We start from the raw sequence: 24,317 nt of genomic DNA on the forward strand, positions 1-24,317 counted from the left end.
GAAATGAGCAAGCCTGTTTCGATCACGATTGAGGCGATCGCCCTGGGAGCCGTTCTCTACGGCCTCCAGTGGTTTTTTGCCGGGACGGTCAATTTCCAGTCCTGGCCCATACATCCTTCGCTGATCATCGTTCTCGTCATCGCCGCTCAATATGGATTGATCGCGGGTGTCCTTGTTGCCGCAGCGGGGACGGCCCTCTACCTGGCGGTCGAAGTCCCCGCCCCGGATCTCTCGACGTCACGGGTCGAGTGGCTTGCGCACCATGGCGTGAGGCCGGCGGTCTGGATCGGGCTCGCCCTTCTCATCGGAGGACTAACCGACCTCGACCGATCGCGCATCGAGAGGCTGCGGGATCACCTTGGCCAAATGGAAGCCGAACTCGCAGCGGCCCTGGCGAAGCTGGATGGGTCCGAAGCCCGGTCAGCCCGAAGAAGAAGCGAACGTCAGGCCTACGAACGCCTTCATCTCGTATCGGCGGCGCATGTGCTCGACGACCTTGCGAATCCGGAAGCGGACTTCGTCGAGGCGATGGATCGCGCCGCCCGGGTCATCGCAGAGACGTCGACCTGGGCGATCGTCTCGGAGACAGCGTCCGGCCCAGCGCTACGTCTCTCTTCCCGCGGCAGCTTAGCAATTGCGGCCCTCATCACACCCGGCTCGGCCACAGCTTACGATGAGGAGCGCGTTACACGTCTTCCCCTCGGAAACGGGGACTGCCTGCTACTGATCGACGCTCTTGGCGATCTTGCCGCTGACGACAAGGCGGCGGTCCTCGATCTACTGGCGCGCGACGTAGCCCGGGCCTGGGCAGTGCAGGCGACTAACCGGATGGCGGCACAGTGATGGAGAGGTCTGGTGTATCCACGACAGGCCTGGTCATCCTTGGGCTCATCGGGATCGACGCGTTTCTGATTGCGCTGATCCTTTCATGGCATCTGCCTGTCCTGCTCGGCCTAGTCCTTAGCGAGTATGCCGCCGTCGTCGCGCTCCTCCTTCACCGACAGGTCGAGCCCGAGGAAAGAAATGTCCGGCTCGTCTGCGGCATCCTGTGGCTCTCCTTGGGTCCCTTGGGCGTGCTCGCCAGCTTCCTGCTCTTGCTGCTGTCCTTCCGCACGCCACTCGCTGATGACGAAAGGGAGGCTTGGTACCGAGAGCTGTCCGGCCGCGACGTCGGTCATCGCAAAAGACCGGTCCAGTCTGGCGTCGATGCCACCTCGCGGGCTGCGCCGGGCTCTGCCCGGACCCTGGCCGAAGTCCTGGCGGGCGGGAACCGCCCCGAGCGTCTGGATGCGCTTCTCACGATTGCGCGGCGTGGTGGAAACGAAAGCATCGAGCTGGTCCGCGTTGCGCTGGACGATACCGATCCCATGATTCGGAGCCAGGCGGCTTCTCTCGCGGTCCGCCTGCGGGCGAAAAATAATGGAGATTCAGGCAGGTTGCAATCGGGAACAATCCCATCCACCGATTCCAACTAAATCGAAATATTAGTAGTAGTAACTAAATGACCTATAACCGCTGATCGTATGATAGCCGCTTGATTGTTGACCGAAACCAGACATCGCCACAAACTGGAGATATTGGGGAATTAACCCAAGCACAAAGGGGAATTATCCCCTCCCAGCCAAGTGGAGGTGGAGGTGCGTGTTTTGGTCACCGGCGGCGCCGGATACATTGGTACGCATGTACTCGCTGTTTTGCAGATGGGAAAGCACGACATATTCGTCGCCGACGATTTCAGCAATTCTTCGCCAAGCAACCTCGAACAGGTCGTGAAGGCAAGCGGAAGGTCCGTACCATTCTTTAACGTAGATATCAGGGACACTGAGACCCTGACGAACGCGATGCTGAGCTTCAAACCCGAGATCGTCCTGCACCTCGCGGCGCTGAAAGACGCCGCCGAGTCAGTGACGATCCCGATGAAGTACATCGAGGTCAACGTCTCGGGCACGGTCTCCCTGCTTCGTGCGATGGAGGCGTCCGGGTGCGACGGCATGGTCTATTCCTCGTCCGCCGCGGTCTACGGCGAGCCCAAGTACCTGCCGCTCGATGAAGAGCATCCGTGCCAGCCAGTCTCGCCTTACGGTGAGAGCAAGTGGCTCGCGGAACGGATCGTCACGGTCTGGGCGAAGGCGCGCGAAGACCGGAAAGCGATCCTGCTCCGGTATTTCAACCCGATCGGCAAGGACCCGGCTGGCCGGATTGCCCCGATACAGCGAAACCGGACATTCAACGTGATGGACCACATCATGCGGGTCGCGAAGGGAGACCGTAAACGCATGGATATCTTCGGATCGACCTACGCCACCGCCGATGGCTCCGGCATGCGCGATTTCATCCACGTCCAGGACCTGGCCGAGGCCCATGCCGCGGCGGTCAGCAGGCTTCCGTCCGTCAGCGGAGCGGAGATCATCAACGTCGGCGCCGGCGAAGGGCACACGGTCATCGAGTTGATCGAGACCTTCGAAACGGCGACCGGACATCGCATTCGTCGACGGGTCCGGCCGCCCCGGGCCGGTGATATCGGTGCGTCCTGGTCCGACACGGGCAAGGCGGCACGGGTCCTGGGCTGGCAGGCCCGGCGCAATCTCATGGACATCTGCCGTTCGGCGACACCCGCACGGTACCGCCCAAAGAGACAAGCCCCGGCATCCAGGGCCCCAAGCGGGGAGATCGGCGCCCATCCGTGAAGCGAGAGGTCCCCGGGTCCGTCGGCCCGGGGGCAACGTTAGCTTACCATCACTGGCTTCGTCGTTTTGCCTAGGCTATCTTGACACGCGCCAAAAACGGAGGGCCGCGTGACAAGGATCAGGAACATGGAAGAGTTCGCCTCCGTCAGCGGGATCTCGCGGCCGACGATTTCCAAGTACTTCAACGACCCGAACAGCGTTCGGCAGTCCACGCGCGCGAGGATCGAGGAGGCCCTCGACCGGCACGACTACCGCCCGAACATCTACGCGATCAACCAGAACCGCCGTCTCACGAAGAACATCGGGATCGTGGTCCCCTATTCGACCGACCCCTTCTTCGCCGAGATCGCCCGTTACATCGAGAGGCAGTGCGTCGAGGCCGGGTTCTCTCCCACGCTGCTCAGCCCCCACGGCCAGGTCGAGCTCGAGAACGAGATCATGGAGACGCTCCGTTCGATGAAGCCGGCCGGCGTCCTCTTCGCCCCGCTCGGGCGAGCCTCCGACAAGGCGGAGCTCGAGCGCTTCTGCAAGGACGTCCCCACGGTGCTCTTCGACAGCAACGTCGAGAATGTCGGTCGCGCGCTCGTCGCCTCGGACAACGAGCACTTCACCTCGCAGATGGTTGATTACCTTTGCCGAACTGGAGCACCGCCGGTCCTCTTCGAGATGTCCACGCCTCCGAACCCGAACTCGAACAAGCGCCGCAACGGCTATCTCGGCGCCATGAGGCACCTGGGGCACGAGCCGCACGTCATCAGCGTGCCCGGCGAAGGGTGGAACTTCGAGGAGATCGGGTATCGCGAAGGGCTTCGCGTCCTCTCGGCGCCGCCGGAGGGAAGATCGATCCTCTGCAGCAACGACCGCCTCGCCATCGGGCTTCTCGCCGCGGCCTACGAACTCGGACTGAGTGTGGGACATGGTGCCGAGGCAGACCTGCGCGTGGCGGGCATGGACGACCATCCGTTCTCGCGCTTCACCTGCCCGCCCCTGACGACCATTTCGCAGGACTACGCCGCGATCTCGGAGAAGGGCGTCGAGCTGCTGCTCGATGCGATCGATACAGATGCTCCCGCCGGCTCGGCCCGGACCGACATCCTGTTCGAGGGCCGGCTGGTCATGCGCAAGTCGGCCTGACGCCAACATTTACGCGCGTAAAATTTTTATTGACGCGAGCAAACGCTTGCCGCATGGTCGCTCCCAGGCAAATCGATGCCAGGGAGGAATATATGCATCCGAGAACCGCACTTTGTGCGGCGAGCACACTCGCGCTTATCGCCGGTGCCGCCGCAGCCCAGACCACGGTGACGATCGCCACCGTGAACAACGGCGACATGATCCGCATGCAGGGTCTGGCCGACAACTTCACCGAGCAGCACCCCGATATCGAGCTGGAGTGGGTCACCCTGGAGGAGAACGTCCTCCGGCAGCGCGTGACCCAGGACGTCGCCACCCAGGGCGGCCAGTTCGACGTCATGACCATCGGCACCTACGAGGTTCCGATCTGGGGTGAACAGGGCTGGCTCACGCCGCTGGAAGGCATGCCCGAGGGATGGAACCCCGAGGACTTCCTGCCCGCCATCGCCTCCGGCCTGACCGTCGACGGGACGCTCTACGCGGCGCCGTTCTACGGCGAGTCCTCCATGGTCATGTACCGGACCGATCTCATGGAAGAGGCCGGCCTCGAGATGCCCGAAGCCCCGACCTGGGACTTCATCGGCGAAGCCGCCGCGGCAATGACCGACAAGGACAACGAGATCTACGGCATCTGCCTGCGCGGCAAGCCCGGCTGGGGCGAGAACATGGCCTTCCTGACCGCCATGTCGAACTCCTTCGGTGCGCGCTGGTTCGACGAGAACTGGCAGCCGCAGTTCGATACCGATGCCTGGGCCCAGACCCTCGACACCTACCTCGAGCTGGTGACGAACTACGGCCCGCCGGGCGCCGCGTCGAACGGCTTCAACGAAAACCTCGCCCTCTTCCAGCAGGGCAAGTGCGGCATGTGGATCGACGCCACTGTCGCCGCGTCCTTCGTGACCAATCCCGACGAAAGCCAGGTCGCCGACAGCGTTGGCTTCGCGCTCGCGCCCGACAACGGTCTGGGCAAGCGGGGCAACTGGCTCTGGGCCTGGTCCCTTGCCATCCCGTCGGGGACCGACGCCGAAGACGCGGCGAAGGAGTTCATCGCCTGGGCGACCGGTCAGGCCTACACCGAGCTCGTTGCCGAAAACGAAGGCTGGGCGAACGTTCCCCCGGGCACGCGGACCTCTCTCTACGAGAATGAGGAATACCTGTCGGCCGCGCCCTTCGCCGAGCGCACGCTCGAGTCGATCAACGCCGCCGATCCGCAGAACCCGACGGTCGACCCGGTTCCCTACACGGGCGTCCAGTTCGTGGCCATTCCGGAGTTCCAGGGCCTCGGCACCGCCGTGGGCCAGGTGATGTCGGCTGCTCTGGCCGGCCAGACCACGGCCGAGGAGGCCCTGGCGCAGGCTCAGACCATCGCCACGCGCGAAATGGAACGCGCCGGCTACATCGACTGAGGTCGGTCCCGCCGGGGCGGCGCAACACGCCCGCCCCGGCCCCCCTTCGCTCCAGCAGCTGATGGTGTCCCATGGCCACGCAACATTCCCGCGCCGCGGCGCGCTTCATGATCGCACCCTCGGTGATCCTGCTGCTCGCCTGGATGCTCATCCCGCTGGGCATGACGCTCTGGTTCTCGTTCCTGCGTTACAATCTCCTGATGCCGGGCGCGAACCCCTTCGTGGGCTTCGAGAACTACGCCTACTTCCTCTCCGACCCGACCTTCATCACCTCGCTCATCAACACGCTTCTGCTGGTCGGCGGCGTCCTGATCATCACGGTTGTCGGGGGCATCGGGCTCGCGGTCCTGCTGGATCAGCCGATGTGGGGAACGGGGATCGTGCGGATCATGGTGATCTCGCCTTTCTTCGTGATGCCCACCGTCTCCGCGCTGGTCTGGAAGAACATGTTCATGAACCCCGTGAACGGACTCTTCGCCTACGTGGCCGAGGTCCTCGGGGTCCCCGCCTTTGATTTCCTGACGCAAGCCCCGCTCGCCTCCATCATCGGTATCGTGTCCTGGCAGTGGCTTCCCTTCGCCACGCTGATCCTGCTGACCGCGATGCAGAGCCTCGACAGCGAGCAGCTGGAAGCAGCCGAGATGGACGGGGCCTCCGCCCTCAGCCGGTTCTGGTACATCAAGCTGCCGCACCTGGCCCGCGCGATCACCGTGGTCGTTCTGATCCAGACGATCTTTCTTCTGTCGATCTTCGCCGAGATCCTCGTGACGACGAACGGCGGACCGGGCGTGGCCTCCACCAACCTGACCTACCTGGTCTACGCCGAGAGCCTCCTGCGCTTCGACGTGGGGACCGGGAGCGCCGGTGGCGTCGTCGCCATCATCCTCGCCAACATCGTCGCCATCTTCCTGATGCGGATGATCGGCAAGAACCTGGACGCATAGGAGAGAAGACCATGGCGCGCGCCGTTTCCAACCGCCGCATGGCGATCAACACCGGAGTTGCCTGGGTCCTCGCGATCCTCATCTTCTTTCCGATCCTCTGGACGATCCTGACGAGCTTCAAGACCGAGGCGACGGCCATCGCAGACCCGCCGGTCTTCCTCGCCTTCGACTGGACACTGGAGAACTACGAGACCGTCCAGGAACGCTCGAACTACTTCCGCCACTTCATGAACTCCGTGGTCATCTCGGTCGGCTCGACTCTGATCGGGCTGCTCATCGCCATCCCGGCGGCCTGGGCCATGGCCTTCGTGCCGGGGCGGCAGACGAAGAACGTCCTGATGTGGATGCTCTCGACCAAGATGCTGCCGCCGGTCGGCGTGCTGGTGCCGCTCTACCTGATCTTCAGGGACTACGGCCTGCTCGACACGCGCATCGGCCTCGTCATCGTGCTTACGCTTATCAACCTGCCGATCATCGTCTGGATGCTCTATACCTACTTCCGCGAGATCCCCGTCGACATCCTCGAGGCCGCCCGCATGGACGGCGCCGGGCTGTCCTCCGAAGTTCTCTACATCCTGACGCCGATGGCCGTTCCCGGCATCGCTTCCACGCTGCTTCTCAACATCATTCTGGCCTGGAACGAGGCTTTCTGGACGCTGAACCTGACCGCCGCGAACGCCGCCCCCCTGACGGCCTTCATCGCGAGCTACTCCAGCCCGGAGGGACTCTTCTACGCCAAGCTGTCGGCGGCCTCGACAATGGCCATCGCACCTATCCTCGTCATGGGCTGGTTCTCGCAAAGACAGCTCGTCCGCGGCCTGACCTTCGGCGCCGTGAAATAAGGGAGACCACCAGATGGGACGCATCACGCTCGAGCGAGTGCAGAAGAAGTTCGGCGACGTCGAGGTCATCCCGCCGCTCGACCTGACCATCGAGGACGGCGAGTTCGTTGTCTTCGTCGGCCCCTCCGGCTGCGGCAAATCCACCCTGCTCCGCCTCATCGCGGGCCTCGAAGACGTCTCGGGCGGCGAGATCCGGATCGACGGCACCGCCGCGACCGACCTGCCGCCGGCCAAGCGCGGCCTTGCGATGGTCTTCCAGTCCTACGCGCTCTACCCGCACATGAGCGTCCGCAAGAACATCGCCTTCCCCCTGAAGATGGCGGGCATGGACGAGGAGGAGCGGCGGCGGCGGGTCGATCGTGCGGCCGAGGTCCTGAACCTCACCGACTACCTCGACCGGCGTCCCGGCCAGCTGTCGGGCGGCCAGCGCCAGCGGGTGGCGATCGGGCGCGCCATCGTGCGCGAGCCGGCCGCCTTCCTCTTCGATGAACCGCTCTCCAACCTCGACGCCGCGCTTCGGGTCGGGATGCGTCTCGAAATCAGCGAGCTGCACGAGCGCCTGAAGACAACGATGATCTACGTCACCCACGACCAGGTCGAGGCTATGACCATGGCGGACAAGATCGTCGTTCTGCGCGCAGGTAACATCGAGCAGGTCGGAAGCCCCATCGATCTCTACCGCCGTCCCCGAAACCTCTTCGTCGCAGGCTTCATCGGCAGTCCGAAGATGAACATTGTCGGCGGCGACCTCGCGAGCCGGCATGACGCCGCCCACATCGGAGTGCGGCCGGAGCACCTCGATATCGTCGAGGACGGCGGCACATTCAGCGGCAAGGTCACCGTGTCAGAGCACCTCGGGTCGGACACCTTCTTCCATGTCGCGGTGCCCGGTCTGGACGAGCCCATGACGGTCCGTGCCGGAGGGGAAGTCGGGCTTCGACACGGCGACACCATCCATCTCGCGCCCCAGTCCCATCAAATCCACCGGTTCGACGACAACGGACTCCGCATCGCATGAGACAGGATTTCCGCTCGGCATTTCCGGGACTGCCAGTCCCGGGTGAACGGCGATTGCTCACCGCAGGGGTGGAGACATTCCGCGTTACCCCCATGGCAGGAAGAGATCGGCGATGACGGCCGTCCCCCTCTCCACCGCGACGTTGAAGGATCTGCCCGAAGGCGTCCGCACACCGCGCTACGACCGCGGCAATCTCACGGCCGGGATGGTCCACATCGGCCTGGGCAACTTCCATCGCGCCCACCAGGCCTGGTATCTGCATCGGCTCATGGACGAGGGCCTGGCGCAGGACTGGGCCATTGTCGGAGCAGGCGTGAGGCCCTCCGATTCTGCCCAACGAGATCGCCTGCTCTCGCAGGATTGTCTCACGACGTTGATCGAACTCAGCCCGACCGAAACGTCGGCCGAGGTCATAGGCTCGATGATCGACTTCCTTCCGGTCGAAGACGACAACGCCAGCCTGATCGCCAGAATGGCCGAACCCGACATCCGCATCGTGTCCCTTACGGTGACGGAAGGCGGCTACTACCGGACATCGAGCGGGCGCTTCGACAGCAGTCACGACGATATCCGCCGCGATGCAACCAATCCGGCCAGTCCATGCACTGCCTTCGGGGCGATAGTCGCGGCACTGAAGCTGCGCCGGGACGCGGGCCTGGGACCCTTCTCCTGCATGTCCTGCGACAACCTCCAAGGCAATGGCGCGATCCTGCGGGATACGGTCGTCTCCCTCGCCCGGCTCACGGACGGGGCGCTCGCGGACTGGATCGACGCAAACTGCACGTTCCCCAATTCGATGGTGGACTGCATCGTCCCTGCCACCGGACCCAAGGAGCTCGAGCTTGCCCGGAACCTCGGCATCGCCGACGCCGCCCCGGTGACCCACGAGAACTTCCGCCAGTGGGTGATCGAAGACGATTTCTGCGCGGGACGGCCCGACTGGGACCGAACGGGCGCCACGTTCTCCGATAGCGTCCATGCCTACGAGACGATGAAGATTCGGATGCTGAACGCGGGACACCAGCTCCTCGCCAACGCAGGCGAACTCCTGTCGATCGAGACGATTTCCGGCTGCATGGAGGATCCGGCGGTCCGCGCCTTCTTCGAGAAGGTCGAGCTGGACGAGATCGCCCCGTTGGTGGCGGCGGTGCCCGGGATGACCCCGGTCGAATACGCAAGGCTCATCGGGACACGCTTTGCCAACCCTGCAATCGTGGACACGACACGGCGAGTCGCTTTCGATGGCTCCTCTCGGCATACTGGGTTCGTGCATCCGACCATCCGCGACCGTCTGGAGCGCGGGCTCGACGTCGAGGGGCTGGCTCTGGCCGAGGCGCTCTGGGCCCGGATGTGCATTGGCATCCGCGAAGACGGGACCGAGATCGTGGCGAACGATCCCCATTGGGAGGCGCTTCGGGCCGCTGCCCGCGAAGCGAAGACGCGTCCCCCAGCCTGGCTGGAACAGCCGGCCTACGACGGTCTCCGGTCGAACGAAGCCTTCGCGGCCCCCTTCTGCGCCTGGCTCGAGCGGCTCGAGACGGAAGGGACACGGTCGGTTCTCACCGCCTTCGCAAGCCAGAGATAGCTTCCTGACGGGCTCGAGCCCGTCGAGTCCTCCTCACCATTCACCCAACGGGAATGCGGCTGGCGAGGCGCCTCCGCGCCTTTCCGCTCGCGCCGGATTTTCGTGATCCGCCGTTTGACAGACGGCGACCGGCTCCGTTAACCTACTAAATGGTAGATAAGGGAGGAAACCATGAACTACCTCGTCAAGGCCGCCGCCTTCGCCGCGGTGGGCTCGATCGCCGCTCCGGCCATCGCGCAGGACTACAGCTGGCAGCCCGACCGGCCGATCAACATCATCGTGCCGTGGTCCGCCGGGGGGTCGACCGACCAGGTCACCCGCGTCGTGGCGCCGATTCTCGAAGAGGCGCTCGGGACCGAGGTCGTCGTCGTGAACCAGCCTGGCGCCTCCGGTTCCACCGGCACCGCCGCTGCGCTCGATGCGCCCCGCGACGGCTACACCTGGACGGCCAACGCCATCGCCAACAACGCGACCTATGCGATCACGGGGCTGGTGGAGGACACCTCGATCGAAGACTACGAGATCTACCTGCACGTCGCGAACGTTCCGGTGGTCAGCGTCAACGCGGACTCCGAATACCAGAGCTTCGACGAACTGCTCGAAGCGATGCGGACGGGCGAAGTGACCGTAGGCACCGCGGGCGTGAACAGCTCCGGAGGCATGGCTCTCGCGGCGATCACCGAAGCGGTCGGCGGCGACCTCGAAGGCGCTCGGATGATCACCTACGACGGTGGCAACCCTGCTGTGATCGCAGCCGCTTCCGGCGAGGTCGTCGCGACGACTCAGCTGGCCGTCGAGCAGACCGAGATGATCCGCGCCGGGCGCCTGCGTCCGCTGACGGTGCTCTCGGACTCGCCGCTCGAGGTCGAGGGAATCGATCCAGTCCCGCCGATCACAGAGTTCGTGCCCGACTTCCCCGTCGCGGCCGACTACTTCGGCGTCTTCATCCCGAAGGGCGCGCCGGACGAGGTCTACGAGACGGTCGACCAGGTGTGGCAGGACCACGTCATGGATAGCGAAGAGCTCAAGGCCTACGCCAACGACCGCGGCGCCGTCTTCTCGCCGGCCTATGGCCAGGAAGCGCTCGACAAGGCGATGCCGGTGGTGATCGCAGAGGCCTGTGCCCGCGTGACCCGCGGCGAGGCGGTTATCGATCCTTCCGAGATCGGCATCGACTGCCCGGAAGAAGAATAAGTCAGGCGAAAGGGACGGGGCGCTTCAGGCGCCCCGCCCGACCTATTCCCAAGGAGTGAACCCATGCGAATGGCGCTGGCAGATCGCATTTCAGCGGTCGTCTTTCTTGCGCTTGGAATCGCGCTGTTCGTCGGCGGATGGACGATGGACCGGCTGGAGATCCGCCGCATCCATCCCGCCTCGATCCCGGGCCTTGTCCCGATGATCCTCGGCGTCCTGCTGGCGATATGCGCGGTCCTGCTGTTCCGGTCGTCCTATACCGACACCGAACGCGGCAAGGTCGGCGTGCTTGTCGGCGGCTCGTGGTCCCGTCTCGGTCTCACCGCCATTCTTTGCACCGGCTACGCCCTCGGCCTCGTCGGATGGCTCAGCTACTTCTGGGCGACGGCGATCTTCACCTTCGCCTTCGCGCTCGTCTTCTCCCTCCCGGTCGACGGAGCCCGGCGCGACCAGGCGATTGCGGTCGCCGGCTCGCTCGCGCTCGCCTTCGGGGTCGCCTTCAGCTCCTCGATCCTCTTCCGTGAACTGTTCCTCGTGAGGCTGCCGTGAGCGGATTGGCCGATCTCGCCGCGGGTCTGTCGACCCTCGCCACCCCTCAGCTGCTGTTTCATGCGGCCTGGGCGACACTGCTCGGGATCATCGTCGGGTCCTTGCCCGGGCTGACGGCGACGATGGGTGTCGCGCTGATGACCACCCTCACCTACTCGCTGGACTCCACCGCGGCGATCTTCGTGCTGATCTGCATGTACGTGGGCGCCATCTACGGCGGCTCGCGCAGCGCGATCCTGCTCAACATTCCCGGCACGCCCGCCAGCGCCGCGACCTCGCTCGACGGCTACCCGCTCGCCCGCGCCGGACGCGCCGGCTACGCGATGGGCCTGGCGACCGCGGGTTCGGCCCTCGGCACGATCGTGGGCGTCATCATGCTCGTGCTGATCGCGCCACCCCTCGCCGAGGCTGCGCTCAACTTCGGCAGCTTCGAGTTCTTCTGGCTGGCCGTCTTCGGCATCCTGATTTCCGGCCAGCTGACCGCGGACACCACACCGCTCAAGGGCTACATCGCCGGCATCCTCGGACTCGCCGTGGCGATGGTCGGATCGGAAGGCATCCATGCCCACGTCCGCTTCAACATGGGCGTGACCGACCTCAACGCCGGCATCGCGCTGATCCCCGCCATGGTCGGCGCCTTCGGCTTTGCCGAGGTTCTGACCGCGATGTGGAACCGCTCCGGCGAGATCGCCAACAAGAAGGACAAGAGCGACCGGACCCTGCCGGAGCTCATCGACCTCTGGCGCTACAAGTTCACCATCGTGCGGTCCGGCATCATCGGCACGCTCGTCGGCATCATTCCCGGCGTCGGCGAGGACATCGGCGCCTGGGCGAGCTACGCCACGGCGAAGAAGACCTCGAAGGAGCAGGAGAAGTTCGGCTCCGGCAGCTACGAGGGCCTGATTTCAGCCGAAACGGGTAACTCCGCGGTCGTGCCGGGTTCGCTGATCCCCGCCATCACCCTGGCCGTCCCGGGCTCCGCGAGCGCCGCCGTGCTGATCGCCGCCTTCTTCATCCACGGCATACGCCCCGGCCCGCTCATCATGATCGAGCAGCCGCAGTTCATCGGCCTCGTCAGCGCCATGGTGCTGATCGCGACGCTGTTCATGGCGATCTACGGGCTGACCCTGACGCGCGCCTTCGTCCAGGTGCTGCGGGTCCCCTACTCGTACCTGATGCCCGTGGTCTTCGTGCTCTGCGTCATCGGCACCTACGCGCTGAGCCAGCGAATGTTCGATATCTACATCATGGTCTTCTTCGGGCTCGTGGGCTTCCTGCTCCGACAGATGAAATACCCGATGGCGCCGCTGGTCCTCGGGATCATTCTCGGCGACCTCTTGGACAAGAGCCTCCGGCGGGGCCTCACGCTCAGCGACGGCGACCTGCTGCCCTTCTTCACAAGGCCCGTGTCCGCCGGGTTCGTGGCGATCATCGTGCTCTCGATCCTGATGAACATCGCCGCCGTGCGGCGCATCGCGATGTCGCCCGTGCGCTGGCTCGGAGACCGATTCAGTGCTTGAACTCGCGCTCTGCAATGAGCTCCTCCACGCCGAGGGGCTCAGCCTCCGGGAGCAGGCCGAAACCGCGAAGGCGCTCGGCTATGCGGGGCTGGAGCTTGCGCCTGCGACGCTGGACGACGCGCCACACGGGATGGCGGCAGAGCGCGTGGCCGAGGTGCGCGAGACGGTCGAGGCGGCCGGGATCCGGGTCACCGGGCTGCACTGGCTCCTGACCGGCTATCCGGAAGCCTCTATCACGGACCGCTCGAGGTGGGACGAAACACGTGAGGCCCTCCTCGGCCTCGTCGATCTGTGCGCAGCGCTCGGCGGCGATGTGCTCGTTCACGGCTCGCCCGGTCAGAGGGTCAGGCCACAGGGCATGGGCGACGATGCTCTGACGGCTCACCTCGCCGAGTTCTTCTCGCCCATCGCCGCGGCCTCGGAACGGGCAGGCGTGACTTACTGCATCGAACCGCTGGCCCGGACGGAAACCGAAACGATCACGACCGTCGCCGAAGGCGCGGCGCTGGTGGAGGCCGTCGGGAGCGCCGCGTTCAAGACGATGCTCGACTGCAAGGCGGCAGGGCTGCAGGAGCCTCCGGTGGCGGACCGGATCCGCGAATGGGTGCCTCGCGGCGTCATCGGTCATATCCACGCGAACGACACGAACCTCGGCGCGCCCGGGATGGGCGACGACCCCTTCCCGGAGATCATCCACGCGCTCACCGATCTCGGCTGGACGGGTCTGGTCGGCGTCGAGCCCTTCCGCACCCTGATCGACGCACGGGTGACGGCGGCTGTCGGCGCGGCGACGCTGCGGGCCTGCGAGAGGGCGGTGGCATGACCGCGCTACGACTTGTCGAGGCCCGCTGGGCGGAGCGGCCTGTCCGGATGCGGCTGCCGTTCCAGTTCGGCAGCACCGAAGTGCGCGAAACCGCCGAGGCCCATGCCAGCGTGACGATCGAAGTCGGCGGTAAGCGTGAGACCGGTCGATCCGCCCAACTCATGGTTCCGCGCTGGTTCGACAAGCGCGCCTCCATGTCGAATGCAGATACCATCGATGAGCTTCGGACCACCGTCCGAACGGCGGTCGAGAAGGCCCCGGGACTGACCGGACCGGCTGTCGCCGTATCCCGCGACCTGCGCGCCGAGGTTGCGGCCGCCCTGCCGGACGTGCCCGGGCTCGCCGCCGGCTTCGGACCGGCCCTGCTGGAGATGGCGGTCATCGATGCCCTCTGCTCGGCTGCAAAGGTGCCGTTCTGGCGAGCCGCGCGCGACGATCTCTTCGGCCTCGCCAAGGACTTGCCCTCGGACCTGAACGCCGAGGCCCTCTCGACCTCGCTCTCGCGCATCGAGGCGCCACGCAGGATCTCCCTGCGCCATACCATCGGGTTCGATGCGCCCTTGCGGGGACAGGACGTGTCAGCTGAAGCGCGTCCCGACGATCTGCCGGTCGCACTGGACGAAGTCATCGCCAGGACGGGTATCTCGGGCTTCAAGATCAAGCTGAAGGGCGATCCGGCGGCGGATCTCGCCCGCCTGCGGGACATCTCCGGCATCGTCGGCGGGTTGCCGGGACTGACGGTCACGCTCGACGCCAACGAACAATACGCGACCGATGCTTTCGCGGCCTTCCTCGACGGGCTCGAGAAGGACGCGGCGCTCGCTCCGATCCGCGCGGCGACGCGTTTCGTCGAGCAGCCTTTCCCGCGAGAGACGGCCTTGACCGAGAGGGTGTCGCCCCCCCTCCCCCTGATCATCGACGAGAGCGACGACAGCGAGGAGGCCTTTCCTCGCGCACTCGAACTCGGCTGGTCCGGCACCTCGATCAAGAGCTGCAAAGGCGTGCTCAGGGCTCTCCTGAACAAGGCGCGGGCCGAGGCCGCCGGCGCCGTGCTGTCGGGCGAGGACCTGACCTGTCAGCCAGGTCTCTGCTGGCAGCAGGACACCGCGATGATGTCGGCCTGCGGCGTGCGTGACGTGGAGCGGAACGGACATCACTTCGCCGGCGGGCTCCAGTCGACCAGCCCGGAAGAGCGGCGCCATTTCGCGGAGGCACATCCGGACATCTACCTCGTGGCGAACGATGCGACCGGGCTACGGATTCAAGAGGGCGCCATCGATATCCAGTCACTCGGTGTGTCTGGATTTGGCTGCGAAACCATAAACTTACCACCGTTGACATGAACGGACCCATAACCTACTAAACGGTAGGATAGATAGCGGAGGCGCGAATGAGACAGAAGCGAATAGGGATCATCATGCACGGCGTGACCGGCCGAATGGGCATGAACCAACACCTCATCCGCTCGGTTCTTGCGATCCGCGCCCAGGGCGGCGTAGCTCTGTCGGACGGCTCCTACCTCGTCCCCGACCCGATCATCGTCGGCCGCAATGCCGACAAGATCGAGGCGCTCGCGAAGGCCCACGGCGTCGAGCGCTACACGACCGACCTGGACGCGGCGCTGGCCAATCCCGACGACACCATCTTCTTCGACGCCGCCTCGACCCAGATGCGGCCCGGCCTTCTCCGCAAGGCGATCGACGCGGGCAAGCACGTCTACTCGGAAAAGCCGGTCAGCGAGAAGCTGGAGGACGCCGTCGCCATCGCCAAGCACGCCAAGGCCAAGGGCGTGAAGAACGGGATCGTCCATGACAAGCTCGACCTGCCCGGCCTGATCAAGCTCAAGCGCCTGCGCGACCTCGGCTTCTTCGGCAAGATCCTCAGCGTGAAGGGCGAGTTCGGGTACTGGGTCTTCACCGGCGACGACCTTCCCGCGCAGCGTCCCTCCTGGAACTATCGCGCGCAGGACGGCGGCGGCATGATCTCCGACATGCTCTGCCACTGGCGCTACGTGCTCGACAACGTCGTCGCCCCGGTGAAATCCGTGAGCTGCCTCGGCTTCACCCATATCGACAGCCGGCTGGACGAGGCCGGAGAGCGCTACAAGGCCACCGCAGACGATGCCGCCTATGCGACATTTCTGCTCGACGGACCGGACGGCGAAATCGTCGCGCACATCAATTCGAGCTGGTGCACCCGGGTCCGTCGCGACGACCTCGTGACGTTCCAGATCGACGGGACCCACGGCTCCGCCGTCGCTGGCCTGCACAAGTGCTACAGCCAGCACCGTGTGAACACGCCCAAGCCGGTCTGGAACCCGGACGAGCCGCAGCAACTCGACTTCTTTGACGACTGGGAAGAGGTCCCCGACAACACGGTCTTCGACAACGGCTTCAAGGTGCAATGGGAACAGTTCCTGCGCCACGTCGCCGAAGACGCGCCCTTCTCCTACACGCTCGAAGAGGGTGCAAAGGGCGTGCAGCTGGCGCAGGCGGGCTATGAGAGCTCGGAGAAGCGCTGCTGGGTCGACCTGGAGGATCTCGGAATATGAGCCGCACGCTGAACCTGCCCGGTGGCGCTGTCACGCTCGAGGCCGGACCCCGACCCGAAGCGGGAGGCGGCAACTGGAACCGGACCGCCTATGCCGCGGCCCATGTCGTCGTCGACCCTCTCGCCGACTACGACCCCTGGCTGGATGCGCCGCTCGACTGGGACCGCACCCTCGCCTTTCGGGAGCACCTCTGGGGCCTCGGGTTCGGCGTCGCGGAGTCGATGGACACCGCACAGCGCGGCATGGGGCTCGACTGGCCGACCTCGCTGGAGCTGATCCAGCGCTCGACCGAGCTTGCCAAGTCCGGCGGCCACCTGATCGCCAGCGGTGCGGGCACCGACCACCTGGCGCCGGGACCGGATGTGACCGTGGACGACGTCATCCGCGCCTACGAGGAGCAGTGCGAGGCGGTCGAGGCCGCCGGTTCCCGTGTGATCCTCATGGCCAGCCGCGCTCTTGCCAAGGCCGCCAGGGGCCCCGAGGACTATGCCCGGGTCTATGGCCGGGTCCTCTCCGGGCTCAATCAGCCCGCGATCCTGCACTGGCTGGGCGAGATGTTCGACCCAGCGCTCGAGGGCTACTGGGGCTCCGGCGACCACATGGAGGCGATGGAGACCGCTCTGTCCGTGATCGCCGAGAACGCCGACAAGGTCGACGGCATCAAGATCAGCCTGCTCTCCGAGGAAAAGGAGATCGCCATGCGTCGTCGCCTGCCCGAGGGCGTGGCGATGTATACCGGCGACGACTTCAACTACCCGGCGCTGATCGAGGGCGACGACCAGGGCTTCTCGCACGCGCTGCTCGGAATCTTCGACCCCATCGCGCCCGCGGCCGCGCTCGCGCTGTCGCAGCTTTCTCGTGGAGACACAGAGGCTTATCACGCGACCTTCGCGCCGACGGTTCCGCTGTCGCGGCACATCTTCAAGGCCCCCACGCGGTTCTACAAGACGGGCGTGGTCTTCATGGCCTACCTGACGGGCCACCAGGATCACTTCACCATGGTCGGCGGGCAGGAAAGCACGCGCTCGACGCAGCACCTGGCCGAGATCGTGCGGCTCGCCAACGCGGCCGGCCTTTTCACCGATCCCGACCTCGCCGCCGCCCGCGCGCGGCCGGTCTTCGCGGCGCGGGGGGTGGAGCTATGAGCGGGCTGAAACCGGGACGGCTCTCCCTCAACACCGCGACGGTGCGCGAACAGTGGACCTTGGCGCAGTGTATCGAGGGATGCCAGCGCCACGGCATCGGGGGGATCGCCCCCTGGCGCGACAAACTGCACGAGATGGGCACCACGGCCGCCGCGAAGGCGATCCGTGAAGCCGGGCTCTCGGTCTCGGGTCTCTGCCGGGGCGGATGGTTCACCGAGAGGGGCGCCATCGACCAGGCGGTGATCGACGACAACCGCCGGGCCGTCGACGAGGCTGCCGAGCTCGACGCGGCCTGTCTCGTCATGGTCGTGGGCGGCCTGCCCAAGGGCAGCAAAGACCTGCCCGGGGCCTGGGCGCTGGTCGAGGAGGGCCTGGCGAAGACCCTTGAGTATGCGCGCACGCAGGACGTCAAGGTCGCCATCGAGCCGCTACATCCCATGTACGCCGCCGACCGCGCCTGCGTGAACACCATGCGCCAGGCGCTCGATATCTGCGACCGTCTGGGCGACGGGATCGGCTGCGCCGTCGACGTCTACCACGTCTGGTGGGATTACGAGCTCGAGGCACAGCTAGAGCGTGCGGGCAAGGACCGGATCATGGCCTTTCACATTTGCGACTGGCTCGTGCCGACGCGCGATCTGCTGACGGATCGGGGCATGATGGGCGACGGCGTGATCGACATCCCCCGGATGCGCGGACTGGCCGAGGCCAACGGGTTCGACGGCCTGAACGAGGTCGAGATCTTCTCCGCCCTCGACTGGTGGACGCGGGACCCCGACGAGGTCCTCGCGACGGTGGTCGAACGCGGCCGCACGGTCTGCTGACCGCGGCGCAACGCACCCCTCGGGTATTTCGATCCGGGGTCGGTTTGTATAGGTCCGGGCGGCGATCTGTGGGAAGGATGGAGCATGCCCAAAGGACTTTCGCCGATCAGGAAGGACCGGAAGCGGAATCCGGAATTCACGCGCGCCGCCATCCTGCAAGCCGCACTCGAGGAATTCAGCGAGTCCGGGCTCTCCGGAGCCCGGGTCGACCGGATCGCGGAACGCGCAGGCGTGTCAAAGCCGATGATCTACGACTACTTCGGCGACAAGAACGCGGTCTATGCCGCCGCACTGCGAGAGGCCTACATCCAGATCCGGCGGGGCGAGACCGCGCTGGAGCTCGACACCCGCGAGCCGGAAGACGCGATCCGGGCGCTCGTGCATTTCACCATGGGCCACTTCTGGAACAACCCGTGGTTCATCAAGATGCTCAACACCGAGAACTTGCTCGGCGGCGCGTCCATCCGTAAGCTCGAGGATGCCGCCGACATTCAGTCGGTCCTTCTCGAACGGGTCGGAGAGGTGCTGGAGCGGGGCCGGCGGTCCGGCGTCTTTTGCAGGGAAATCGGCGCGGTCGAGCTCTACATCTTCATCGCGTCGACCTGCTGGTTTCCAATTTCCAACATGCACACGCTGAGGACGGTCTTCGAGGCGCCCATCGGCGAGGACTGGCTGTCCCAGCATGCGGAACGGGCGGCGGACATGATCGTCGCCTATTTGCGGAACAATGGGGCTGCGCAGCCCCTCTAGGCGGCGCTCGACCGCTTCGTGGACCTGGCTACGATCCGCTCGAATGTGTCGCCAGTTCGTCGCCGAACACGCGCGACCAGCCGACCTCGATGACGGACCTCATGGCATCCTCTGCCGCCCGCTTGTTTCGCTCGGCGATGGCATCGGCGATCCTCTGGTGACCGTCGCAGATCGCGGCCTGCTGATCCGGGCGCGGGTCGGGCGAGGATTTTCTGAGAAGCGACAGCAGCGCCACGCCGACAAGCGAAACGACGGAATAGAAGAAGGCGTTGCCGGCCGCGTCGAAGACGGCCCGGTGAAACTCCAGGTCGGCCGCCGAGAAGGCGGTTTCCGTCTCTGCCGCGCGCATCGCCTCCACGCACTCGGAAATGCGCTTGATCTCCTCGTCCGTCGCCTTCTTCGCGGCAAGGCCCGCGGCGAAGGGCTCGAAGGCAAGGCGCATCTCGAAGAGCTGCTCGTAGAAGCCGCTGCTGGGCTCTCCGTCCAGATGCCAGCGCAGGACCTGGGCATCAAACATGTTCCATTCTCGCTGCGGCCGAACTCGAGTACCGACGCGGGCGCGCGCGACGACCATGCCCTTGGCGGCGAGCGTCTTCATGGCCTCGCGAAGCACGGTCCGGGATACGCCGTATGTCTCGGCCAGTTCCTCGTCGCGCGGCAGCAGCTCTCCCGGCGGCGGGTCGCCGGCGACGATCGCCCGCCCGATGCCCTCGACCACACGACCATGGCTGCCACCTCCCTGGTGCAGGCGCGGGTCGATCTGGTCGAGAAGCTGCTTCATGTCAGGTCAGGCCACCTTGTTGTCTCTGTCCAATCATCAAGAGCCCCTTCTGAAGCAAAATGAAGAGAAGCAAAAGCACACCGATGACGATCTTCGTCCACCAGCTCGAAAGCGAGCCGTCGAAGACGATGTAGGTCTGGATCAAGCCCATGGTCAGGACGCCGATCAGCGTGCCGAAGACATAGCCGGAGCCGCCGGTCAGGATCGTCCCGCCGATCACCACGGTCGCGATGGCCGTCAGTTCCGTTCCGACAGTGGCCAAGGGGTAGCCCGAGCCGGTGTAGATGGAGAAGACGATGCCCGAAAGGCCGGCCATGAAGCCCGAAAAGGCGTAGATCAGAACCGTCGTCCGGCCGACCGCGACGCCCATGAGCCGGGCCGTATGCTCGCCACCGCCCAGCGCGAATACGGAGGTCCCGAACCGCGTGCGGTGGGCGAGGAGCATGCCCGCCGCCACGCTCAAGAGCATCAGCACCCCGATGAGCGTGAATCGACCGCCGCCGGGCATCCGGTAGTAGGCGTCCTGGAGGAGGTCGTAAAAGGGATGGTCGATGGGCACGCTGTCGATGGTCAGCATGTAGGCCGCGCCGCGCGCCAGGAACATGCCGGCGAGCGTGACGATGAAAGGCGGCATTGCGAGGCCGTGGATCAACCCTCCCATCGCGGCTCCGAAGGCGGTGGTCACACCGAGCAGCAGCGCGAAGACGATGAGGGGATGCAGGCCGGTGTCCCGCAACAGGACCGCGATGAAGACGCCTGAAAAGGCGATCACCGAGCCCACCGAAAGGTCGATGCCGCCCGAGAGGATCACGACCGTCATCCCGACCGCGACGATGCCGAGATAGGCGTTGTCGGTCAGCAGGTTCCCGATCACCCGGGTCGAGAGCATCGCCGGGAACTGGAGGTAGCAGATGACGTAGGCAATCAGGAAGATTGCGATCGTCGCGTAGAGCGGAAGCGCGCGGGCGTTCATTCGACTGCCTCCTTCGTTCGGGAGATGCCCCCGGCGCCCCGCTCCCTCCGGAGCTTGCGCGAGAGCCGTGGCGAGACCTTAGGCGACTGAAGCACCAGGATGATCACCACGAGGCCGGCCTTGATCACGAGGTTGAATTCGGACGGAAAGCCCGCGAGCAGGATGCCGGTGTCGATGGTCTGGATGATCAGCGCGCCGAGGAGCGAGGCCGCGATGGAGAAGCGCCCTCCCATCAGGGAGGTCCCGCCGATCACCACGGCGAGGATCGCGTCGAGCTCCAGCCAGAGGCCCGCATTGTTGGCGTCGGCCCCCCGGATGTCCGCGGCGACGATGATCCCGGCAACGGCGGCGCAGAGCCCGGAGGCGATGTAGACAGCGACGAGAAGAACGCGCGCGTTGACCCCGGCCAGGGCGCTCGCCCCGCGGTTGATGCCGATGGACTCGATCAGCAGACCCAGTGCGGTGCGCCGGACGAGCAACCCGAAGGCCAGCCCGACGCCGATCCAGACGAGGATCGGTGTCGGGATCCCGAGGACGGCCCCGGCCCCGAAAAAGGCCAGACCTTCATGGCTGAAGGTGAGGATCCGGCCCTCGGTGATCATCTGTGCCACGCCTCGGCCGGCCACCATGAGGATCAGCGTCGCGACGATCGGTTGAATGCCGAAGACGGCGACGAGGATACCATTCCAAAGCCCGCAGAGCAGGCCGGCCCCCAGCCCCACCAGGAGGGACAGCACGAGACCGTAGTCATTGGAAATCGCCCAGGCGGACGCCGCCCCACAGATCGCCATGACGGCGCCGACGGAGAGGTCGATCCCGCGCGTCGCGATGACGAGCGTCATGCCAACGGCGAGCAGCGCGACCGGCGCGCCTCGCTTGAGGACGTCGACGGCGCTGCCGACGAAACGGCCCTCGCTCAGCTCGACCGCGAGAAAGCCGGGAAAGAAGACCGACACCAGTGCGATCAGGGCGGCGAGGGTCAACAGTTGGGGCGCGATGCGGCGCAGGCCAAGGCTCATGGCGCGGCTCCTTCCGCCGTGTCGTGCGCGGCGATGGACTTGATGATGCGGCCGGTCTCGATCTCGTCTCCGACGAGTTCCGAGACGTGCCGGCGATCGCGGACCACGATGACCCGGTCCGATGCGGCGATCAGTTCATCGAATTCCGACGAGATCAGGAGGATCGACATCCCCTGCCCCGTCAGCTCTCCGATCAGCTTGAGGATCTCGGCATGCGCACCGACGTCGATGCCGCGGGTCGGCTCGTCGAGGATCAGGAAGCGCGGGTTCATCGCAAGCCAGCGGGCCAGGACGACCTTTTGCTGGTTGCCTCCCGAGAGTTCGCCGACGGCCTTCTCGGCATCTGAGGTCCGGATATCGAGGCGGCGGATGTACTCGTCGGCCAGGGCGCGCTGCTCCTGGCGCGGGATCGGCTTGGACCAGCCGCGCCGGGCCTGTAGCGCGAGCGCGATGTTTTCGCGAATGGAGAGGTCGGCGATGATCCCGTCGGTCTTGCGGTCCTCCGGTGCATAGCCGAAGCCCTCCGCGATGGCGGCCCGCGGCGAACTCAGATCGACGGAGCCCTCGCTGTCCGTGGCCTCGCCCCGGTCCGCGGGCGTGCGACCGAAGAGGATGTCTGCCGTCTCGGTGCGGCCCGACCCGAGTAGACCGGCGAGACCGATGACTTCGCCCTCGCGCACAGCGAGGTCAAAAGGCTCGACCTTGCCGCGCCGGCCGAGACCGGTGAACCGAAGCCGTTCGGCGCCAGCCTCGCGACGGCTCCTCCGGTCCTCGGCTTCCTCCAGTTCGTGGCCGAGCATATGGTGAATGAGATCGAGCCGCTGCATCTCGGAGGTCTTGGCGGTAACGATGTGCCGGCCGTTCCGCAGCACGGTCAGACGGTCGGACAGGTCGAAGACCTGGTCGAGGAAGTGCGAGATGAAGACGATCCCGAGCCCCCTTTCCCGCAGCCCTCTGACCACATCGAACAGCGTTTCGGTCTCACGCGCGTCGAGGCTCGCGGTCGGTTCGTCCAGGATCAGCACCTTGCCGGAGAGAGCCACCGCGCGGGCGATGGCGACGATCTGCTGAACCGCGACGGAATAGGTCCCCAGCTCTCGGGAGACATTGACGTGGTCCAGCCCGTAGCCCGAGAGCATCTCCGCGGCCGCCTGGCGCATTTTCCGCCCGGAGACCATGCCGAACCGCGTCGGCTGGCGTCCGAAGGTAAGGTTCTCGGCCACGGTCAGGTTCGGCAGAAGGTTCACTTCCTGGTAGACGGTGCCGATCCCGAGCTCCTGCGCCTCATGGGTCGACGCGGGCGAAATGGGGCGTCCCTCCAGCTCGATCTCGCCGGCGTCCCGGGAATAGACCCCGGTCAGGCACTTGATGAGAGTGGACTTGCCGGCACCGTTCTCGCCCAGGAGGGCATGAACCTCGCCGGCCTCGAGGCCGAAACTCACGCCGTCGAGCGCGACGGTGCCGGGAAAGGTCTTCGTCAGCTTGCGGGTCGTGAGGAGCATGCGACGTCTCCGATTGGACGAGCGGGGCACCCGAAAGCACCCCGCTCTTCGCCTGGCCCAATGGGCCGCTCGGCTATCAGTACCCGAGGTCCTTGCGGGCCTCGTACTCGGCCATCGGATCGTCGTCCTGCGTGTAGAGCGCGGACTCCGTCTGGATGAACTTCGGCGGTTCGGTCCCGTCGTTCATGTAGGCGTCGAGCGCGTCGAAGGCCGGTCCGGCCATGTTCGGCGTGAGTTCGACGGTGGCGTTCGCGTCGCCGTCGGCCATGGCCTGAAAGATGTCCGGAACGGCGTCGATGGAGACGATCAGGATGTCGTCGCCCGGATCGATGCCCGCTTCCTTGATCGCCTGGATCGCGCCGAGGGCCATGTCATCGTTGTGAGCGTAGAGCGCGCAGATGTTCTCGCCGCCGCCCTCGGCCTGCAGGAAGCTCTCCATGACTTCCTTGCCGCCCGACCGGGTGAAGTCGCCGGTCTGGCTGCGGACGATCTCGATCTCTTTGTCGCCCTCGATCGCGTTGCGGAAGCCTGTCGCCCGGTCGATGGCAGGCGACGACCCCGTCGTACCCTGCAGTTCGACGACGCGGCACTCGCCCTCGGGCTTGTTGTCCACCAGCCACTGACCGGCCACCTCGCCCTCGTGGACGAGGTCGGAGCCCACGGCGGTCAGGTAGAGGTCTTCGGAGCTGTCGACCTGGCGGTCGAGAAGAACGACCGGGATCTCGGCCTCCTTGGCCTCTTCCAGCACGCTGTCCCAGCCGGTCGCGACCACGGGGGCGAGCAGGATCGCGTCGACGCCCTGGGCGACGAAGGACCGGATCGCGGCGATCTGGTTTTCCTGCCGCTGCTGCGCGTCCGAGAAGCGAAGGTCGATGCCACGCTCTTCGGCTTCCTGCCGGGTTACGGTGGTCTCGGCGGCGCGCCAGCCGGACTCGGATCCGATCTGCGAAAAGCCGATGGTCTGTGCGGTCGCACCTGTCGAGAGCGCAGCAATGGCTGCGCCAAGCATAAGTTTCTTCATGATTTCCTCCCTATTCGGCCGAAGCCTGCCGGAGTAAAGTCATACAGTA

At 65.7% G+C, this 24,317-nt stretch carries 23 protein-coding genes; 18 read left to right on the forward strand and 5 right to left on the reverse strand.

The annotated features are described in order from the left end of the window. Positions 1 to 3: 3 nt before the first annotated feature. The 18 genes from F3S47_RS09360 (at position 4) to F3S47_RS09445 (ending at position 18,972) form a co-directional block, all read left to right on the forward strand. Positions 4 to 843 carry a hypothetical protein gene (locus tag F3S47_RS09360; RefSeq protein WP_150444972.1) on the forward strand — a complete coding sequence of 280 codons (840 nt, stop codon included), beginning with the start codon at positions 4 to 6 and terminating at the stop codon, positions 841 to 843. Then, the gene (locus F3S47_RS09365) at positions 843 to 1,475 is read left to right on the forward strand and encodes a hypothetical protein (protein ID WP_150444973.1); all 633 of its coding nucleotides are present in this window, start codon (positions 843 to 845) and stop codon (positions 1,473 to 1,475) included. Before F3S47_RS09360 ends, F3S47_RS09365 begins: the two co-directional genes overlap by 1 nt. A gap of 150 nt (positions 1,476 to 1,625) precedes the next feature. Next, positions 1,626 to 2,687, forward strand: a complete 1,062-nt coding sequence (galE, locus tag F3S47_RS09370; protein WP_150444974.1) for a UDP-glucose 4-epimerase GalE — start codon at positions 1,626 to 1,628, stop codon at positions 2,685 to 2,687. A 108-nt stretch (positions 2,688 to 2,795) separates the two neighbouring features. Beyond that, the gene (locus F3S47_RS09375) at positions 2,796 to 3,821 is read left to right on the forward strand and encodes a LacI family DNA-binding transcriptional regulator (protein WP_150444975.1); all 1,026 of its coding nucleotides are present in this window, start codon (positions 2,796 to 2,798) and stop codon (positions 3,819 to 3,821) included. 92 nt (positions 3,822 to 3,913) lie between these two features. Then, a complete protein-coding gene (locus tag F3S47_RS09380) occupies positions 3,914 to 5,227 on the forward strand; it encodes an ABC transporter substrate-binding protein (RefSeq protein WP_150444976.1) in 1,314 nt (437 codons plus the stop codon). Positions 5,228 to 5,298: 71 nt separating this feature from the next. Beyond that, positions 5,299 to 6,171, forward strand: coding sequence for a carbohydrate ABC transporter permease (locus F3S47_RS09385; protein ID WP_150444977.1), 873 nt, complete (start codon positions 5,299 to 5,301; stop codon positions 6,169 to 6,171). An 11-nt stretch (positions 6,172 to 6,182) separates the two neighbouring features. Next, the gene (locus tag F3S47_RS09390; RefSeq protein WP_150444978.1) at positions 6,183 to 7,013 is read left to right on the forward strand and encodes a carbohydrate ABC transporter permease; all 831 of its coding nucleotides are present in this window, start codon (positions 6,183 to 6,185) and stop codon (positions 7,011 to 7,013) included. Positions 7,014 to 7,026: 13 nt separating this feature from the next. Then, on the forward strand, positions 7,027 to 8,031 hold the full coding sequence (locus F3S47_RS09395; protein ID WP_150444979.1) for an ABC transporter ATP-binding protein: 1,005 nt from the start codon (positions 7,027 to 7,029) through the stop codon (positions 8,029 to 8,031). Between the two features lie 112 nt (positions 8,032 to 8,143). Next, complete coding sequence (locus tag F3S47_RS09400; protein ID WP_150444980.1) at positions 8,144 to 9,616, forward strand: mannitol dehydrogenase family protein; 1,473 nt, start codon at positions 8,144 to 8,146, stop codon at positions 9,614 to 9,616. Between the two features lie 171 nt (positions 9,617 to 9,787). After that, complete coding sequence (locus tag F3S47_RS09405; RefSeq protein ID WP_150444981.1) at positions 9,788 to 10,810, forward strand: Bug family tripartite tricarboxylate transporter substrate binding protein; 1,023 nt, start codon at positions 9,788 to 9,790, stop codon at positions 10,808 to 10,810. 69 nt (positions 10,811 to 10,879) lie between these two features. Then, on the forward strand, positions 10,880 to 11,359 hold the full coding sequence (locus tag F3S47_RS09410; RefSeq protein ID WP_191090126.1) for a tripartite tricarboxylate transporter TctB family protein: 480 nt from the start codon (positions 10,880 to 10,882) through the stop codon (positions 11,357 to 11,359). Continuing rightward, positions 11,356 to 12,879: a tripartite tricarboxylate transporter permease gene (locus F3S47_RS09415; RefSeq protein ID WP_150444983.1), complete on the forward strand. Its 1,524-nt coding sequence runs from the start codon at positions 11,356 to 11,358 to the stop codon at positions 12,877 to 12,879. Before F3S47_RS09410 ends, F3S47_RS09415 begins: the two co-directional genes overlap by 4 nt. Continuing rightward, positions 12,872 to 13,702: a sugar phosphate isomerase/epimerase family protein gene (locus F3S47_RS09420; protein WP_150444984.1), complete on the forward strand. Its 831-nt coding sequence runs from the start codon at positions 12,872 to 12,874 to the stop codon at positions 13,700 to 13,702. The genes F3S47_RS09415 and F3S47_RS09420 overlap by 8 nt, the downstream gene beginning before the upstream one ends. Beyond that, positions 13,699 to 15,045 carry an enolase-like domain-containing protein gene (locus tag F3S47_RS09425; RefSeq protein WP_191090127.1) on the forward strand — a complete coding sequence of 449 codons (1,347 nt, stop codon included), beginning with the start codon at positions 13,699 to 13,701 and terminating at the stop codon, positions 15,043 to 15,045. The genes F3S47_RS09420 and F3S47_RS09425 overlap by 4 nt, the downstream gene beginning before the upstream one ends. A 47-nt stretch (positions 15,046 to 15,092) precedes the next feature. Beyond that, entirely contained in the window at positions 15,093 to 16,253 is a 1,161-nt protein-coding gene (locus F3S47_RS09430) for a Gfo/Idh/MocA family protein (protein ID WP_150444986.1), read from the forward strand. Then, positions 16,250 to 17,398 carry a dihydrodipicolinate synthase family protein gene (locus F3S47_RS09435; protein ID WP_150444987.1) on the forward strand — a complete coding sequence of 383 codons (1,149 nt, stop codon included), beginning with the start codon at positions 16,250 to 16,252 and terminating at the stop codon, positions 17,396 to 17,398. The genes F3S47_RS09430 and F3S47_RS09435 overlap by 4 nt, the downstream gene beginning before the upstream one ends. Continuing rightward, positions 17,395 to 18,222: a sugar phosphate isomerase/epimerase family protein gene (locus tag F3S47_RS09440; RefSeq protein WP_150444988.1), complete on the forward strand. Its 828-nt coding sequence runs from the start codon at positions 17,395 to 17,397 to the stop codon at positions 18,220 to 18,222. Before F3S47_RS09435 ends, F3S47_RS09440 begins: the two co-directional genes overlap by 4 nt. Before the next feature lie 84 nt (positions 18,223 to 18,306). After that, entirely contained in the window at positions 18,307 to 18,972 is a 666-nt protein-coding gene (locus tag F3S47_RS09445) for a TetR family transcriptional regulator (RefSeq protein WP_150444989.1), read from the forward strand. A 28-nt stretch (positions 18,973 to 19,000) separates the two neighbouring features. Here the strand turns inward: F3S47_RS09445 and F3S47_RS09450 are convergent, their stop codons facing one another. From F3S47_RS09450 to ytfQ, 5 genes are all read right to left on the reverse strand, one after another. Then, on the reverse strand, positions 19,001 to 19,753 hold the full coding sequence (locus tag F3S47_RS09450; RefSeq protein WP_223877769.1) for a FadR/GntR family transcriptional regulator: 753 nt from the start codon (positions 19,751 to 19,753) through the stop codon (positions 19,001 to 19,003). A gap of 1 nt (position 19,754) precedes the next feature. Beyond that, positions 19,755 to 20,726 carry a galactofuranose ABC transporter, permease protein YjfF gene (gene yjfF / locus F3S47_RS09455; protein WP_150444990.1) on the reverse strand — a complete coding sequence of 324 codons (972 nt, stop codon included), beginning with the start codon at positions 20,724 to 20,726 and terminating at the stop codon, positions 19,755 to 19,757. Continuing rightward, positions 20,723 to 21,745, reverse strand: a complete 1,023-nt coding sequence (locus tag F3S47_RS09460) for an ABC transporter permease (protein WP_150444991.1) — start codon at positions 21,743 to 21,745, stop codon at positions 20,723 to 20,725. Before F3S47_RS09460 ends, yjfF begins: the two co-directional genes overlap by 4 nt. Next, entirely contained in the window at positions 21,742 to 23,247 is a 1,506-nt protein-coding gene (locus tag F3S47_RS09465) for a sugar ABC transporter ATP-binding protein (protein WP_150444992.1), read from the reverse strand. Before F3S47_RS09465 ends, F3S47_RS09460 begins: the two co-directional genes overlap by 4 nt. 76 nt (positions 23,248 to 23,323) lie before the next feature. After that, entirely contained in the window at positions 23,324 to 24,268 is a 945-nt protein-coding gene (gene ytfQ, locus F3S47_RS09470) for a galactofuranose ABC transporter, galactofuranose-binding protein YtfQ (RefSeq protein WP_150444993.1), read from the reverse strand. Positions 24,269 to 24,317: the final 49 nt, after the last annotated feature.

It is taken from the genome of Histidinibacterium aquaticum, from assembly GCF_008710275.1.
Classification (GTDB): domain Bacteria; phylum Pseudomonadota; class Alphaproteobacteria; order Rhodobacterales; family Rhodobacteraceae; genus Oceanicola; species Oceanicola aquaticus.